This window comes from Ensifer sp. EB106-05-01-XG146 (assembly GCF_058791875.1).
The window spans coordinates 2,645,660-2,658,936 of sequence record NZ_JBYTDX010000001.1 but is presented as its reverse complement, the minus strand read 5'-3'; the positions used below and the strand labels follow the sequence as shown (position 1 = coordinate 2,658,936).

General features: G+C 63.2%; 13 protein-coding genes. 6 read left to right on the top strand and 7 right to left on the bottom strand.

Annotation, left to right across the window (positions count from 1 at the left end):
• The first annotated feature begins 125 nt into the window (after window positions 1-125).
• Window positions 126-929, top strand: coding sequence for a DUF1045 domain-containing protein (locus AC3WVQ_RS13250; RefSeq protein WP_192371003.1), 804 nt, complete (start codon window positions 126-128; stop codon window positions 927-929).
• On the opposite strand, the gene AC3WVQ_RS13245 is transcribed toward AC3WVQ_RS13250, so the two are convergent.
• Complete coding sequence (locus tag AC3WVQ_RS13245; protein ID WP_176960328.1) at window positions 926-1,387, bottom strand: NUDIX domain-containing protein; 462 nt, start codon at window positions 1,385-1,387, stop codon at window positions 926-928. The genes AC3WVQ_RS13250 and AC3WVQ_RS13245 overlap by 4 nt on opposite strands.
• A 193-nt stretch (window positions 1,388-1,580) precedes the next feature.
• On the opposite strand from AC3WVQ_RS13245, the gene puuE reads away from it, so the two are divergent.
• The 4 genes from puuE to uraH all read left to right on the top strand — a co-directional run bounded on the left by puuE (window position 1,581) and on the right by uraH (window position 4,029).
• Window positions 1,581-2,510, top strand: a complete 930-nt coding sequence (gene puuE / locus AC3WVQ_RS13240) for an allantoinase PuuE (RefSeq protein WP_034789000.1) — start codon at window positions 1,581-1,583, stop codon at window positions 2,508-2,510.
• Window positions 2,510-3,013, top strand: a complete 504-nt coding sequence (uraD, locus tag AC3WVQ_RS13235) for a 2-oxo-4-hydroxy-4-carboxy-5-ureidoimidazoline decarboxylase (RefSeq protein ID WP_060518819.1) — start codon at window positions 2,510-2,512, stop codon at window positions 3,011-3,013. The genes puuE and uraD overlap by 1 nt, the downstream gene beginning before the upstream one ends.
• Window positions 3,014-3,109: 96 nt before the next feature.
• Entirely contained in the window at window positions 3,110-3,607 is a 498-nt protein-coding gene (locus AC3WVQ_RS13230) for an ureidoglycolate lyase (protein ID WP_090298371.1), read from the top strand.
• 59 nt (window positions 3,608-3,666) lie between these two features.
• Window positions 3,667-4,029, top strand: coding sequence for a hydroxyisourate hydrolase (gene uraH / locus AC3WVQ_RS13225; RefSeq protein WP_043623670.1), 363 nt, complete (start codon window positions 3,667-3,669; stop codon window positions 4,027-4,029).
• Between the two features lie 217 nt (window positions 4,030-4,246).
• Here uraH and AC3WVQ_RS13220 read toward each other — a convergent pair whose 3' ends face one another.
• From AC3WVQ_RS13220 to AC3WVQ_RS13205, 4 genes are all read right to left on the bottom strand, one after another.
• A complete protein-coding gene (locus AC3WVQ_RS13220; protein ID WP_110819318.1) occupies window positions 4,247-5,383 on the bottom strand; it encodes an alpha-hydroxy acid oxidase in 1,137 nt (378 codons plus the stop codon).
• Between the two features lie 115 nt (window positions 5,384-5,498).
• Entirely contained in the window at window positions 5,499-6,815 is a 1,317-nt protein-coding gene (gene guaD / locus AC3WVQ_RS13215; protein ID WP_110819317.1) for a guanine deaminase, read from the bottom strand.
• Window positions 6,812-8,050, bottom strand: a complete 1,239-nt coding sequence (puuD, locus tag AC3WVQ_RS13210; RefSeq protein ID WP_034788980.1) for a urate hydroxylase PuuD — start codon at window positions 8,048-8,050, stop codon at window positions 6,812-6,814. The genes guaD and puuD overlap by 4 nt, the downstream gene beginning before the upstream one ends.
• 72 nt (window positions 8,051-8,122) lie before the next feature.
• A complete protein-coding gene (locus tag AC3WVQ_RS13205) occupies window positions 8,123-9,037 on the bottom strand; it encodes a LysR substrate-binding domain-containing protein (protein WP_034788978.1) in 915 nt (304 codons plus the stop codon).
• A 102-nt stretch (window positions 9,038-9,139) separates the two neighbouring features.
• Between AC3WVQ_RS13205 and AC3WVQ_RS13200 the strand changes: the two genes are divergently transcribed.
• On the top strand, window positions 9,140-9,388 hold the full coding sequence (locus AC3WVQ_RS13200) for a hypothetical protein (protein ID WP_060518807.1): 249 nt from the start codon (window positions 9,140-9,142) through the stop codon (window positions 9,386-9,388).
• A gap of 18 nt (window positions 9,389-9,406) precedes the next feature.
• Here AC3WVQ_RS13200 and xdhB read toward each other — a convergent pair whose 3' ends face one another.
• Both xdhB and xdhA read right to left on the bottom strand, forming a co-directional pair.
• On the bottom strand, window positions 9,407-11,743 hold the full coding sequence (gene xdhB, locus AC3WVQ_RS13195) for a xanthine dehydrogenase molybdopterin binding subunit (protein WP_110819316.1): 2,337 nt from the start codon (window positions 11,741-11,743) through the stop codon (window positions 9,407-9,409).
• A gap of 2 nt (window positions 11,744-11,745) precedes the next feature.
• Entirely contained in the window at window positions 11,746-13,221 is a 1,476-nt protein-coding gene (xdhA, locus tag AC3WVQ_RS13190) for a xanthine dehydrogenase small subunit (RefSeq protein WP_110819335.1), read from the bottom strand.
• Between the last annotated feature and the right edge of the window lie 56 nt (window positions 13,222-13,277).

Genomic DNA, 13,277 nt, shown 5'->3' with positions numbered 1-13,277 from the left:
CCCCGGCCGACTTCGTCAATCTGTCACGCAAATCACCTAAGACGCGGCCATTGGACAAGTCGGGGTGAGGGCGGAAAACCGCAGCTATTGCTCATCCTGCGCTGACGGATACCCGGAGCCAGCCGATGCGCTATGCCATTTGTTTTACGCCGCCGATGGCCGACCCGCTTTCCGCGACCGCTGCAAGCTGGCTGGGGCGCAATGTCTATTCCGGGGAACCTGCCGAATTGCCGTCGGTCGCTGGCTTGAGCGCCGCGGATGTCGCCTATCACACGGCGGTTCCGCGACGCTTCGGCTTTCATGCGGTGATGATGTCGCCGTTCCGTCTGCATCCGGACATGACGGAACCGAAGCTTCTGAAGGCGCTGATGCATTTTGCCGGCGCCCAGACTCCGTTCGAAATCGATCGCCTGGAGGTCGCCCGCATCGGCCGATGCTTCGGGCTGATGCCGCAGGTGCCGAGCACGGCCATGCATCTGCTTGCGGCCAACGTCGTCCAGGAGTTCGACGCCTTCCGCGCGCCGCTCAGCGAATATGAGATCGAGCGCTCCGATCCGGACAGGCTGACCGCCCCACAGTTCTCCAACCTGCACCGTTGGGGCGATCCGCATGTGATGGACGAATACCGTTTCCACATGATGCTGACCGGTCCGCTTGCGCCAGACGCGATGCGGCGGGTCGAGGCGCCGCTCCGTGACCTGTTCGAGTCCTGCCTATCAAAACCGCTTTCGATCGGCAGCCTTGCGCTGTTTGTCGAGCAGGAGACGGGCGCACCCATGCGGGTGCATTCACAGCACCCGCTCGGCAAGATCTCGACGAACACGCGCGCAGAGCGGGCGAAGCGGGCCGCCGCCGATCCGTCGCTGGCGCCGCAAGGCGCGGTCCGGCCGCTGCCGCTGATCGTCGCTGCGCTGATGGCGCAGCGCTAATCGGAAACGGACGCGGGCGAAGCTGCAAAGAGCAGCGCTTTCGGATAGGGCAGGCCGAGGTCCGGCATGTCCGCTGGCGCGAAGTAGCGCAGCGACTTCGTTTCGCCATCGTTGATCGGCTGCTGGGAACCGACGATCCGGCATCGATAGAGGGTAACCACATATTCGACGTGGTCGCCGTTCGGGTAGGTGTAGCGAAACGCTTCTCCGCCGAAGACGCCCAGTATCCGCTCGACCGAGACCGGATAGCCGGTTTCCTCCATGACCTCGCGGATGACCGCATCGACAGGCGTCTCGCCCGGCTCGATCGCGCCGGCCGGCAGGCTCCAGCCTTCGCCACTTGCTTTCTCCTGCAAGAGGACCCGGCCATCGGAATCGACAATGACGGCCGCCACTGACGGGCAGAGAAGCAGGCCGGAACCGACTTTTTCGCGGAGCGCTTGAATGTAGGATTTCATCTCGATGAGGGCCGTTGTCCTTGCCGATCCATTCAACGCTGTTTCGAAAAATCTCTCAACCTCGGGCTCAGCCGAATTTTTCTGGTAATTTCCGTCCGGGCCGTGGCGCTGCCGCTGCCCTGCCTCACGTCATTTCGGTATCGACAATCCGGTCGGCGGTGATACCGTTCCTAAAAATTCGAAGGGTGATTTGATGTCTGAGACTAAGTATCCGCGCGACCTCGTTGGCTACGGCCGCAATCCGCCGAAGGCAAACTGGCCGGGCGATGCGCGCATCGCCGTGCAGTTCGTGCTGAACTACGAAGAGGGCGGCGAAAGCTGCATTCTCGATGGCGACCCAGCGTCCGAGTGCCTGCTGTCGGAAATTGTCGGCGCGCAGCCCTGGGCTGGCCAGCGTAACCTCAACATGGAATCGATCTACGAATACGGTGCCCGTTCCGGCTTCTGGCGGCTGTGGCGCATGTTCACCAGCCGCAACGTCCCGCTGACCGTCTATGGCGTGACGCAGGCCATGGCGCGCAATCCGGAAGCGGTCGCTGCCATGAAGGAAGCCGGCTGGGAAATCGCCAGCCACGGTCTGCGCTGGCTGGAATACAAGGACGTGCCGGAAGAGGTCGAACGCGAGCATATCCGCGAGGTCGTCCGCCTGCACACGGAGCTCACCGGCGAGCGGCCGCTCGGCATCTACCAGGGCAAGCCTTCGGCCAATACGCTGAAGCTGGTGCTGGAGGAAGGCGGGTTCCTTTACTCCTGCGACAGCTACGCCGACGAACTGCCCTACTGGGTGCCGGGTCTTTCGGCCGACAAGCCGCACCTGATCATTCCCTATACGCTTGATGCCAACGACATGCGCTTTGCGACGCCGCAGGGCTTCAACAGCGGCGACCAGTTCTTCAGCTACCTCAAGGACACATTCGACGTGCTCTACGAGGAAGGTCGCCAGGGCGACGCCAAGATGATGAATATCGGCCTTCACTGCCGTCTCGTCGGCCGCCCGGGCCGCGCTGCTGCGCTCGCTCGCTTCATCGACTACGTCATGTCGCACGACAAGGTCTGGGTGCCGCGTCGCATTGACATCGCCAACCATTGGTACCAGCACCACAAGCCGGAAGGGGCGCTCTGATGACCGACCGTGATGCCTTCGTTGCCCGTTTCGGTGGCGTGTTCGAGCACTCGCCCTGGGTTGCCGAACGCGCCTACGACCGAGCCGCGGCGACCGGGCTGACGGCGGGCACGGTGCATTCGGCGCTCTGCCAGGCCTTTCGCACGGCGCTGCCGCGCGAGAAGATGCAGGTGCTGCGCGCGCACCCCGATCTTGCCGGCAAGCTGGCGATCGCCGGTAAGCTGACGGCGGACTCGACGGCAGAGCAGGCGTCTGCCGGCCTCGACCGACTGACACCAGAGGAGCATGAGCGCTTCACCGCGCTCAACGACGCCTACACGAAAAAATTCGGCTTCCCCTTCATCATCGCGGTGAAGGGGCTGACCAAGGGGCAAATTCTTGCCTCCTTCCAAAGCCGCATTGACAATTCGCCCGAAGAGGAATTTGAAACCGCTTGCGCACAGGTCGAGAAAATCGCCCGCCTGCGCCTGCAGTCGATGATTCCTGGAGACGAAAATGCCTGACAAAACCGTTCGATGCCTGTCCCCGCTCATGAGGAGGGCCCTCGAACTGGATCGGACATCCGCAAGCGCAAAATCGTCTTGCGAGGTCTCCGCATAATGTCGCGCCTGCTCAAAATCGAACCGCTGACACGCGAGGCCTTCGCTCCCTTCGGCACCATCATCGAAGCCGATCCCGCAACGATGCGCCACATCAACGGCGGCAACACGGAACGTTTCCACGGTCTTGCGCGTGCCGATGTCGTCGGCGACGGCGCCAATGTCATCATCAACATCTTCCGCGGCCAGCCGCGGTCTTTCCCCTATTCGGTGACGATGATGGAGCGCCACCCGTTCGGCAGCCAGAGCTTTTCGCCGCTCGATGACCGCCCATGGCTCGTCGTGGTGGCGGACGACGAGGACGGGCGCCCGGGCACGCCGCGCGTTTTCCAGGCGAACGGCCGGCAGGGCGTCAACTACGGCCGCAATATCTGGCACCACCCGCTGATGTCCGTCGGCGCCGTCAGCGATTTCCTCATCGTCGACCGCGAAGGGCCGGGCAACAATCTCGAGGAGTTCTTCTATGACGAGCCTTTCGTCATAGACAGCGCGATCTAGCAGGACGTGCGCGCGGCTTCTGACAGCATCCCGCGCCAATGTGTGAGAAGAGAGAAGCCATGAGCAGTACCGGCCGCCTGACCACCCATGTTCTCGATACCGCTCTCGGCAAACCGGCCGAGGGTCTGCGCATCGACCTCTACTGGCTGGAGGGGGAAGAGCGGCAGCTGATCCGCACCGTACATACCAACAGCGACGGCCGCGTCGACGGCCCGATGGTCGAAGGCATCGGCTTCATGGCCGGCAATTACGAGCTGGTGTTCCATGCCGGCGACTATCTGCGCCGGTCCGGCGTTACACTGCCGGAGCCGGCCTTCCTCGACCGCATCCCCTTGCGCTTCGGCATCGCCGATCCGGCGAGCCATTATCACGTGCCGCTGCTTCTCTCGCCCTACGGCTATTCGACCTACCGGGGTAGTTGAGGCTTAGGAGGCTTGCGCTCGCTTCGCGTTTTGCCGGAAGGGTCACTCCAAGCTCCCTCATCCTCGCCCTTGTGGCGGGGATCCAGCGGCCCGACGTCCGTCGGGTCAAAAGACCTTTCAGCCCAAGGACTTGTGCTGGTCCCGCAGTTCCAACGGAACTGCTAGAGATTCCTGTGACAAGCACAGGAATGAGGGCGGGAGTGGCTGGTGCCGCGGCCTATTCCGCCAGAATGCTACGATCCACGTCGTTGATATCGCGCTTGCCGCAGAGGGCCATGGTGATGTCCATCTCCTTGCGGATGATTTCCAGCGTCTTGGTGACGCCCTCCTTGCCCATGGCGCCGAGGCCGTAGAGGAAGGGGCGGCCGATATAGGTGCCCTTGGCGCCCATGGCGACGGCCTTCAGCACGTCCTGGCCGGAGCGGATACCGCCATCGATATGCACCTCGATCTGGTGGCCGACCGCATCGACGATGCGCGGCAGCATGCTGATCGAGGAATGGGCGCCGTCGAGCTGGCGGCCGCCGTGGTTGGAGACGATGATCGCGTCGGCACCGGTCGCCGCTGCCATCTTGGCGTCCTCGGGGTCGAGAATTCCCTTGAGGATCAGCGGTCCGCCCCAGCGCTCCTTGATCCAGGCGACATCCTTCCACGAGAGCTGCGGGTCGAACTGTTCCGCCGTCCAGGCGCCGAGCGACGAGAGGTCGGTGACGCTTTTCGCATGGCCGACGATGTTGCGGAAGGTGCGGCGTTTGGTGCCGAGCATCTTCATGCACCAGCCAGGGCGCGTCGCCATCTGCCAGAGGTGCTTCGGCGTCATCTTCGGCGGTGCCGAGAGGCCGTTGCGAAGATCCTTGTGACGCTGGCCGAGGATCTGCAGGTCGAGCGTCAGCACCAGCGCCGAGCACTTCGCCGCCTTGGCCCGGTCGATCAGGTTCAGCACGAATTCGCGTTCGCGCATGACGTAGAGCTGGAACCAGAAGGGCTTGGTGGTGACCGAGGCGACGTCCTCGATCGAGCAGATGCTCATCGTCGAGAGCGTGAAGGGCACGCCGAAGGCTTCCGCCGCCTGGGCTGCCAGCATCTCGCCGTCGGCGTGCTGCATGCCGGTGAGGCCGGTCGGGGCGAGTGCCACCGGCATCGACACCTTCTGGCCGATCATCGTCGTTTCCAGCGACCGGTCGGTCATATCCACCAGCACGCGCTGGCGCAGCTTCACCTTGCCGAAATCCTCCTCGTTGGCGCGATAGGTGCCTTCGGTCCAGGCGCCGCTGTCGGCGTAGTCGAAGAAGAGTTTCGGCACCCGGCGCTTGGCGAGCGCCTTGAGATCGCTGATTTCGAGGATTTGCGTCATGGATAAGGCCTTCGTCCAACGGAGATTGAACGAGCCATTACCATGTTTGGCAGAGGCTTGTTAATAGCCAGAACGCAGAGAGGTCAATTTTCTTGACCTCTTTGGTTTTGGTCGGTCATGCGGCGGCAAGGGCCGATTTTGCCGGCTTGCCGGCGACATAGGTTTCGACGATCGACCGGTCGTCGCCCATGGTCTGCAGCAGGAAGAGTTCGTCTGCCAGAGAGTTGACCACTTCGGCCCGAAGCGCCATCGCCGACGTCGCGGCCATGTCGAGCACGATGAAATCGGCATCGGTGCCGGCTTCCAAGGTTCCGATCTTGTCGACCAGCGATAGCGCCTCGGCATTGCCGCGGGTCATCATGAAGAAGCTGTCGAACGGGTTCAGCCGCTCGCCCTGCAGTTGCAGGATCTTGTAGGCCTCGTCGAGCGTCTTCAGCATGGAATAGCTGGTACCGCCGCCGATGTCGGAGGCGACCGACGTGCGCACCGGCTTTTCGCGGCGGCTGAGCGCGCGCAGCGGGAAGAGGCCAGAACCGAGAAAGAGATTGGAGGTCGGGCAGAAAACGGCGACCGAGCCGGTCTCGCTCATGACATCCGCCTCGCGCTCAGACAAATGGATGCAGTGGCCGAACAGGCTCTTGGGTCCGAGCAGGCCGTAACGGGCGTAGACGTCTGTGTAGTCCTTGGCTTCCGGATAGAGTTCGCAGGTAAAGGCGATCTCGTCGCGGTTTTCCGAAAGGTGCGTCTGGACGTGCAGGTCGGGGAATTCGTGCACCAGCGACTTCGCGACGTCCATCTGCTCCGGCGTTGAGGTGATGGCGAAGCGCGGGGTGATCGCCACATGATTGCGGCCCTTGCCGTGCCATTCGCGGATGACCGCGCGGGTTTCGTCGTAGCTCATCTGCGGCGTGTCGAGCAGGCCTTGCGGGGCGTTGCGGTCCATCATCACCTTGCCGGCGACCATGCGCATGTCGCGGCGCAGCGCCTCGGCGAAGAAGGCATCGGCCGACGCCTTGTGAACCGAGCAATAGGCGGTTGCTGTTGTCGTGCCATAGCGCACCATCTCATCGAAGAAGCGCGTCGCGATGCGCTCCGCATGGGCGGTCTCGACGAAGCGGCACTCCTCGGGGAAGGTGTAGGTGTTCAGCCATTCAAGCAAGTTGGCGGCATAGGAGGCCATGACCTGCATCTGCGGGAAATGCAGATGCGTGTCGATGAAGCCGGGCACGATCAGGTGTGGGCGATGGTCCACTTCCGCGACGCCGTCAGGCGCGCTTGCCTTGACCGCAGCATAGGAGCCGCTCGCGGCGATCTGTCCCCCCTCAATCAGAAGCGCACCGTCGCTCTCGTAGCTGTAGGCGGCGCTGTCGTCGATCGACGATGGCGCGCGGTTGAAGCTCAGCAATCGGCCGCGGATGAGGGTGGTCGTCATTGTGTCTTGCCTTCCTCGACGGCGCTTTCGAACCAGGCTGTCAGAAGCTGGCGCTCGTCCGTCGTCATGTCTGTCACGTTGCCGGGCGGCATCGCATGGCTGCGCCCGGCCTGGATATAGATTTCGCGGGCATGGGCGGCAATCTCCGCGTCGCTTTCGAGCATCACGCCCTTCGGCGCCTGGGTGATACCCTCATAAACCGGTTCTGCCGCATGGCACATGGAACAGCGTGTCGAGACCGTGTCCTTGACTGCAGGGAAGTGGGCATTGGCGGCGAAGCGGCTGAAGGCGGGCGCAACCTCGGCCTTTTCGCCGCCGGTCAGCACCTTCGGCACGGTCGAAAGCCACATGATCAGGATGAAGAGGAGGGCGGTGACGAGCCAGGTCCAGGTCGGCCGGCCCTTGCGGGCGTGGGTGGTGTTGAACCAGTGGCGGATGGTGACGCCCATCAGGAAGACGAGTGCGGCGATGATCCAGTTGAACGCGGTGGCAAACGCAAGCGGATAGTGGTTCGACAGCATGAAGAAGATGACGGGCAGCGTCAGGTAGTTGTTGTGCAGCGAGCGCTGCTTGGCCTGCGCGCCGAGTTTCGGATCCGGCGTGCGGCCGGCGATCAGGTCGGCGACGACGATCTTCTGGTTGGGGATGATGATGAAGAAGACGTTGGCCGACATGATCGTCGCGGTGAAAGCGCCGAGATGCAGGAAGGCGGCGCGGCCGGTGAAGACCTGCGTATAGCCCCAGGCCATGACGACCAGCGCCACATAGAGCAGTGCCATCAACCCCCAGGTGTTCCTGCCGATCGGCGACTTGCAGAGCAGATCGTAAAACAGCCAGCCGATGCCGAGCGAGGCGAGCGAAATCAGGATCGCCGTGGTCGCCGAGATGTCGAGCACGTGGCGGTCGATCAGGAACAGATCGGCGCCGCCATAGTAGACGACACAGAGCATGGCGAAGCCAGAAAGCCACGTCACGTAGGATTCCCATTTGAACCAGGTGAGATGCTCGGGCATCGAGGCCGGTGCGACCAGGTATTTCTGGATGTGATAGAAACCGCCGCCATGCACCTGCCATTCCTCGCCATAGGCGCCGACGGGCAGGTGATCGCGCTTCACGAGACCCAGGTCGAGCGCGATGAAATAGAAGGATGAGCCGATCCAGGCGATGGCGGTGATGACGTGCAACCAGCGCACGGCAAAGGCCAGCCATTCCCAGGCGATGGCGAACTCGTACATTCAGATCCCCTTTGTCTCCGTTGCCTCACTTTGCGCATAAACCGCGGAGGGGAAAAGGGGCTTCGGCGCTCCTCAAGCGCTATTTGCTTGCAGGAAGTTCGGCGCGCAAAGTTCGCCGAGGATCCAGTCGCGGAAAATCCTGATCTTGGGTGTGTTGCGGCGGGCGTGCGGATAGGCGAGCCAATAATCGCAGCCATCGCTGCAGCGCAGCTCGAAGGGCTGGTAGAGCCGACCGAGCGCCACGTCATCGGGGTAGAATTCCGGCGTCAGGATCGCCACGCCCTGGCCGGCGATGGCGGCGCGCGCCTCGAAGGATTGCGCGCCGAGACGGCTGTGCGGCCGTCCTTCGAGATCGGGATCCTTGACGCCGGCGGCCTTGAACCACATCGGCCACCAGGGGTCACCGGGATCGATGATGCGCAGCTTCAGCAGGTCGCGCGGCTCGTGCACGCCGCCAATGGTCTCGGCAAGCGCCGGGCTCAGCATCGGGCTGAATTCCACCCGCATCAGCGGATGCGTGTCGAGGCCGGGCCAGACGCCGGCACCCGAGCGGATGGCAAGGTCGGCCGGCTCGCGGGTAAAATCGGTGAGCGAGTCGCTGGTCGTCAGCCGAACGGCGATGTTCGGATGGGCGAGCTGGAAGCTGCCGATGTTGCGGGCAAGCCATTGCGAGGCGAAGGTCGGCGTCGAGCTGATCAGGAGCGCGCTGTCGATATCGCCACGGGCATTCGAAACCGCTTCCTGCAGCATCTCGAAGGCTTCGGTGACGCGCGGCGCCATGCGCTGGCCGACTTCCGTCAGCGAGATCTGGCGCGGGCGCCGCAGGAACAGCGGCTCGCCGACATTCTCCTCGATCAACTTGACCTGGTAGCTTACGGCCGTCTGGGTCATGCCCAGCTCTTCACCGGCCTTGGTGAAGCTGCCGAGCCTTGCGACCGCCTCGAAGACCCGCAGCGCATTCAGCGGAAACTGCTTCGACATCTTCATGGATAAGTTCTCTTGATGCATCCAGACGGATGTTCGATTGGATTTCGATCCTCCTCCACGGCATCCTTCAAGTCAACTTCCCAAGACGAAACAGGTGCTGAAATGACTTGCGACACTTACGAACGTACTGAAAGAAAAGCGTTTCTTTCATTCGAGCCGGTCGCCCGGCTCACAGCCGCCCTGTTCGGCGGCCTTGTTGCCCCCAAGCCGATGCTCGATGTCAACGCGCTCTCCGATCATATCAAGAGAGACATGGGTTTCATGGATGTCCATAGCCCGCACCGCGACGACGAGGAGGCGATGGCCAACGCTCGCCGCCTGTTCAGCATCAATGAACTGCCGCGGATCTGAGGCAAATCGTGATGGCCGTCAGCGATTGCGCAGACGCTCGACGGCCATCAGCACACGCTCCGGTGTTGCCGGGGCATCGAGCCGCGGGCACTCGCGGTAATCGGCCACACTGGCGACTGCCATGGACAAAGCCTCCAGCACCGAGATCGGCAGCATGAAGGGCGGCTCTCCCACCGCCTTGGAGCGGCCAATGGTCTTCTCGGCGTTGCTCGACCATTCGGCAAGCTTGACGTTGAAGATCTTCGGCCGGTCGGAGGCAAGCGGGATCTTGTAGGTGGAGGGGGCGTGGGTGCGAAGCCGTCCCTTGTCGTCCCACCAGAGCTCTTCCGTCGTCAGCCAGCCCATCCCTTGCACGAAGCCGCCCTCGATCTGACCGAGGTCGATCGCCGGATTGAGCGAACGGCCGACGTCGTGCAGCACGTCGACCCGGTCGACCATGTATTCGCCGGTCAGCGTGTCGATCGAAACCTCCGAAACCGCAGCGCCATAGGCGAAGTAATAGAAGGGTGTGCCGCGGCCGCTGGCGCGATCCCAGTGGATCTTCGGCGTCTTGTAGTAGCCGGCGGCCGAAAGCTGGATACGGCCCATATAGGCCTGCTTGATGAATTCAGGGAAGGGGATCAGCTCCTCGCCGATCTTCACGTGGTTGGCGACGAAGCTGACATTCTCGGGCGTCGTCTGCCAGCGCTCGCAGGCGAAACCGACGAGACGGTCCTTGATCTGGCGCGCGGCGTCGAAGGCGGCCATGCCGTTCAAGTCAGAGCCCGAAGAGGCGGCGGTCGCCGACGTGTTTGGCACCTTGCCGGTCGTCGTCGCAGTGATGCGAACGCGGTCGAGGTCGACCTGGAAGCTGTCGGCGATCACCTGCGCGACCTTGATGTAGAGGCCTTGGCCCATCTCGGTGCCGCCGTGGTTGAGGTGGATCGAGCCGTCCTGGTAGATATGCACAAGCGCGCCCGCCTGGTTGAAGGCGGTCATGGTGAAGGAGATGCCGAACTTCACCGGCGTCAGCGCGATGCCCTTGCGGATGACGCGGCTTTCCCGATTGAACGCGAGGATCGCCTGACGGCGCGCCTGATAGCCGGCGCTTTCTTCCAGCTCCGCGACGATCTGCGCGATGATGTTGTCTTCGACCTGCTGATGGTAGGGCGTGACATCGCGGCCGGAGCCCTTGTCGCCATAGAAATTCAGCTTGCGGATTTCGAGCGGATCCTTGCCGAGCTGGTAGGCGATTTCCTCGATGATGCGCTCGCCGCCGACCATGCCTTGCGGGCCGCCGAAGCCACGATAAGCGGTGTTTGAGACGGTGTTGGTCTTCAGCGGCTGCGAGGTGAGCTTCACATGCGGATAGAAATAGGAGCTGTCCGCATGGAACAGCGCACGGTCTGTGACCGGGCCGGAGAGGTCCGAAGAGTAGCCGCAGCGCGCCGCGTAGTTGGCATGGACCGCATGGATGCGACCCTCGTCGTCGAAGCCGACGTCGTAATCGACCAGGAAGTCGTGGCGCTTGCCGGTTGCCGTCATGTCCTCGTCGCGATCCGGGCGGAACTTGACGGCGCGGTTGAGCTTCTTCGCCGCGACCGCGGCAAGGGCTGCGAACTGGTTTCCTTGCGTTTCCTTGCCGCCGAAGCCACCACCCATGCGGCGCACGTTCACGGTCACCGCATTGGAGGGCACGCCGAGCACGTGCGAGACCATGTGCTGGATCTCGCTCGGATGCTGGGTCGAGGACCAGACGGTGACCTCGTCGTCCTCGCCGGGAATGGCAAGGGCGATATGGCCTTCGAGGTAGAAATGCTCCTGTCCGCCGATGCGCATGCTGCCTTTGAGCCGCCGTGGCGCCTTTTCCAGCTCCGCCTCGGCATCGCCGCGCTGCAGGGTGAGCGGCTGCGTGACCAACTGCCCGCCATGGGCGACGGCATCGAGAATGTCGGTGAAATGCGGCAGGTCGCGATAGGTGATCTTGGCGAGCCTTGCCGCCCGACGGGCGATGTCACGGGTTTCTGCAATCACGGCGAAGGCCGGCTGGCCATGAAACTGCACGAGGCCATCGGCAAGCACCGGCTCGTCATGCAGGTGGCTCGGGCTGATGTCGTTGGAATGCGGCATGTCCTTGGCGGTCAACACCAGCATGACACCGGGCACGGCGGCGACGGCCGAAAGGTCCATGGCGGTGATTTCCGCATGCGCCCGGTCGGTCATGCCAAGCGCGCCATGCAGCGTGCCCGCCGGCTCGGGCATGTCGTCGATGTAGTCGGCGGTGCCGGAGACATGCTTGTGGGCGCTGTCGTGACGCTGGGAAACATGCATCTCGCCGCGGATCGTCTTGCGTTCCTCGAAGGTGGATTTGTCCATGACTATCGGCCTCCCGCAGCAAAGCGAACCAGTTGCGCCGGCTCGCCGCCGCTTTCCAGGAGGAAACGCATCAGAAGGTTCTTCGCCGCAAGCATGCGGTAGTCGCTCGTTGCCCGCCAGTCGGTGAGCGGCTGGTAATCGCTCTCGAAGGCGGCTTGCGCGGCGCGGACCGTTTCCTCGGTCCATGGCTTGCCGATCAGCGCCGCCTCGACGTTGCTGGCGCGCTTGGGCGTCGCGGCCATGCCGCCGAAGGCGATGCGGGCGGAGCGGACGATGCCGCCATCCACCGATAGACGGAACGCGCCAAGCAGCGCGGAGATATCTTCGTCGCGGCGCTTGGAGATCTTGTAGGCGGCAAAGAGATCGCCCGCCGGCAGGCGCGGCACGAAGATGCTTTCGACGAATTCGCCGGGTTGGCGATCCTGCTTGCCATAAGCGATGAAGAAGTCTTCGAGCGGTAGTGTCCGCTGGCCCGCGCTCGAGCGCAGCGTCACCGTCGCGCCAAGCACGATCAGGGGCGGCGGACTGTCGCCGATCGGTGAGCCGTTAGCGATATTGCCGCCGATCGTGCCCATGTTGCGCACCTGTTCGCCGCCGATGCGGTTGATCAGCGGACCGAGCCCGAGAAACGTCTTGGCGAGGGCGGCATAGGCCATGGTGTAGCTGACGCCGGCGCCGATAATCAGACCGTCCGCGGTTTCCTCGATCTGCTGCAATTCGGTGATGCCGTTGATGAAGATCACCGGGTTGATCGCCCGCATCTGCTTCGTCACCCAGAGGCCGACATCGGTGGAGCCGGCAACGACCGTCCCCCCGGGATGGTCGGCGAGCGCTTCCGCCAGGCCACTGCCGTCGGCCGGCACGATCAGACAATTTTCGCCCTGGCGGAGTGTGATCGTTTCCGTCGGTGCCAGCGCCTTCAGCCTGATGGTGATCGTTTCCCGCTCCCTGGTGATCGGATCGAAGATGTTGGAGGGGCGCGCCTCTGCCGCCGCTTCGGCCGCGCGCACGATCGGCTCATAACCGGTACAACGACAGAGATTGCCCTGCAGCGCCTTTTCGATATTGGCGCGGCTGGGGCTGTCGTTGCCAAGCCAGAGGCCATAGAGCGACATGACGAAGCCGGGCGTGCAGAAGCCGCATTGCGAGCCGTGAAAATCGACCATTGCCTGCTGCACCGGATGCAGCGTGCCATCCTGACCGGCGAGATGCTCGACGGTGACGACATGGGTTGCCTGCAGCGAGCCGAGGAAACGGATGCAGGCGTTGACGCTTTCATAGACGAGCCGGTCGCTGACCAGCCGCCCGACGAGCACGGTGCAGGCGCCGCAGTCGCCCTCCGCACAACCTTCCTTGGTGCCGGTCAGCCGGCGTTCCAGCCGCAGATAGTCGAGCAGCGTCGTTGTCGGTGCAATGTCGGAAAGAGCGACCTCGCGGTCGTTGAGGATGAAGCTGATTGAACCGGTCGGCTGGGGCATGCCATTCATTCCCTGCTGCTGCATACGTCCTGAAATCACTTTGATCTTAGGTGGTT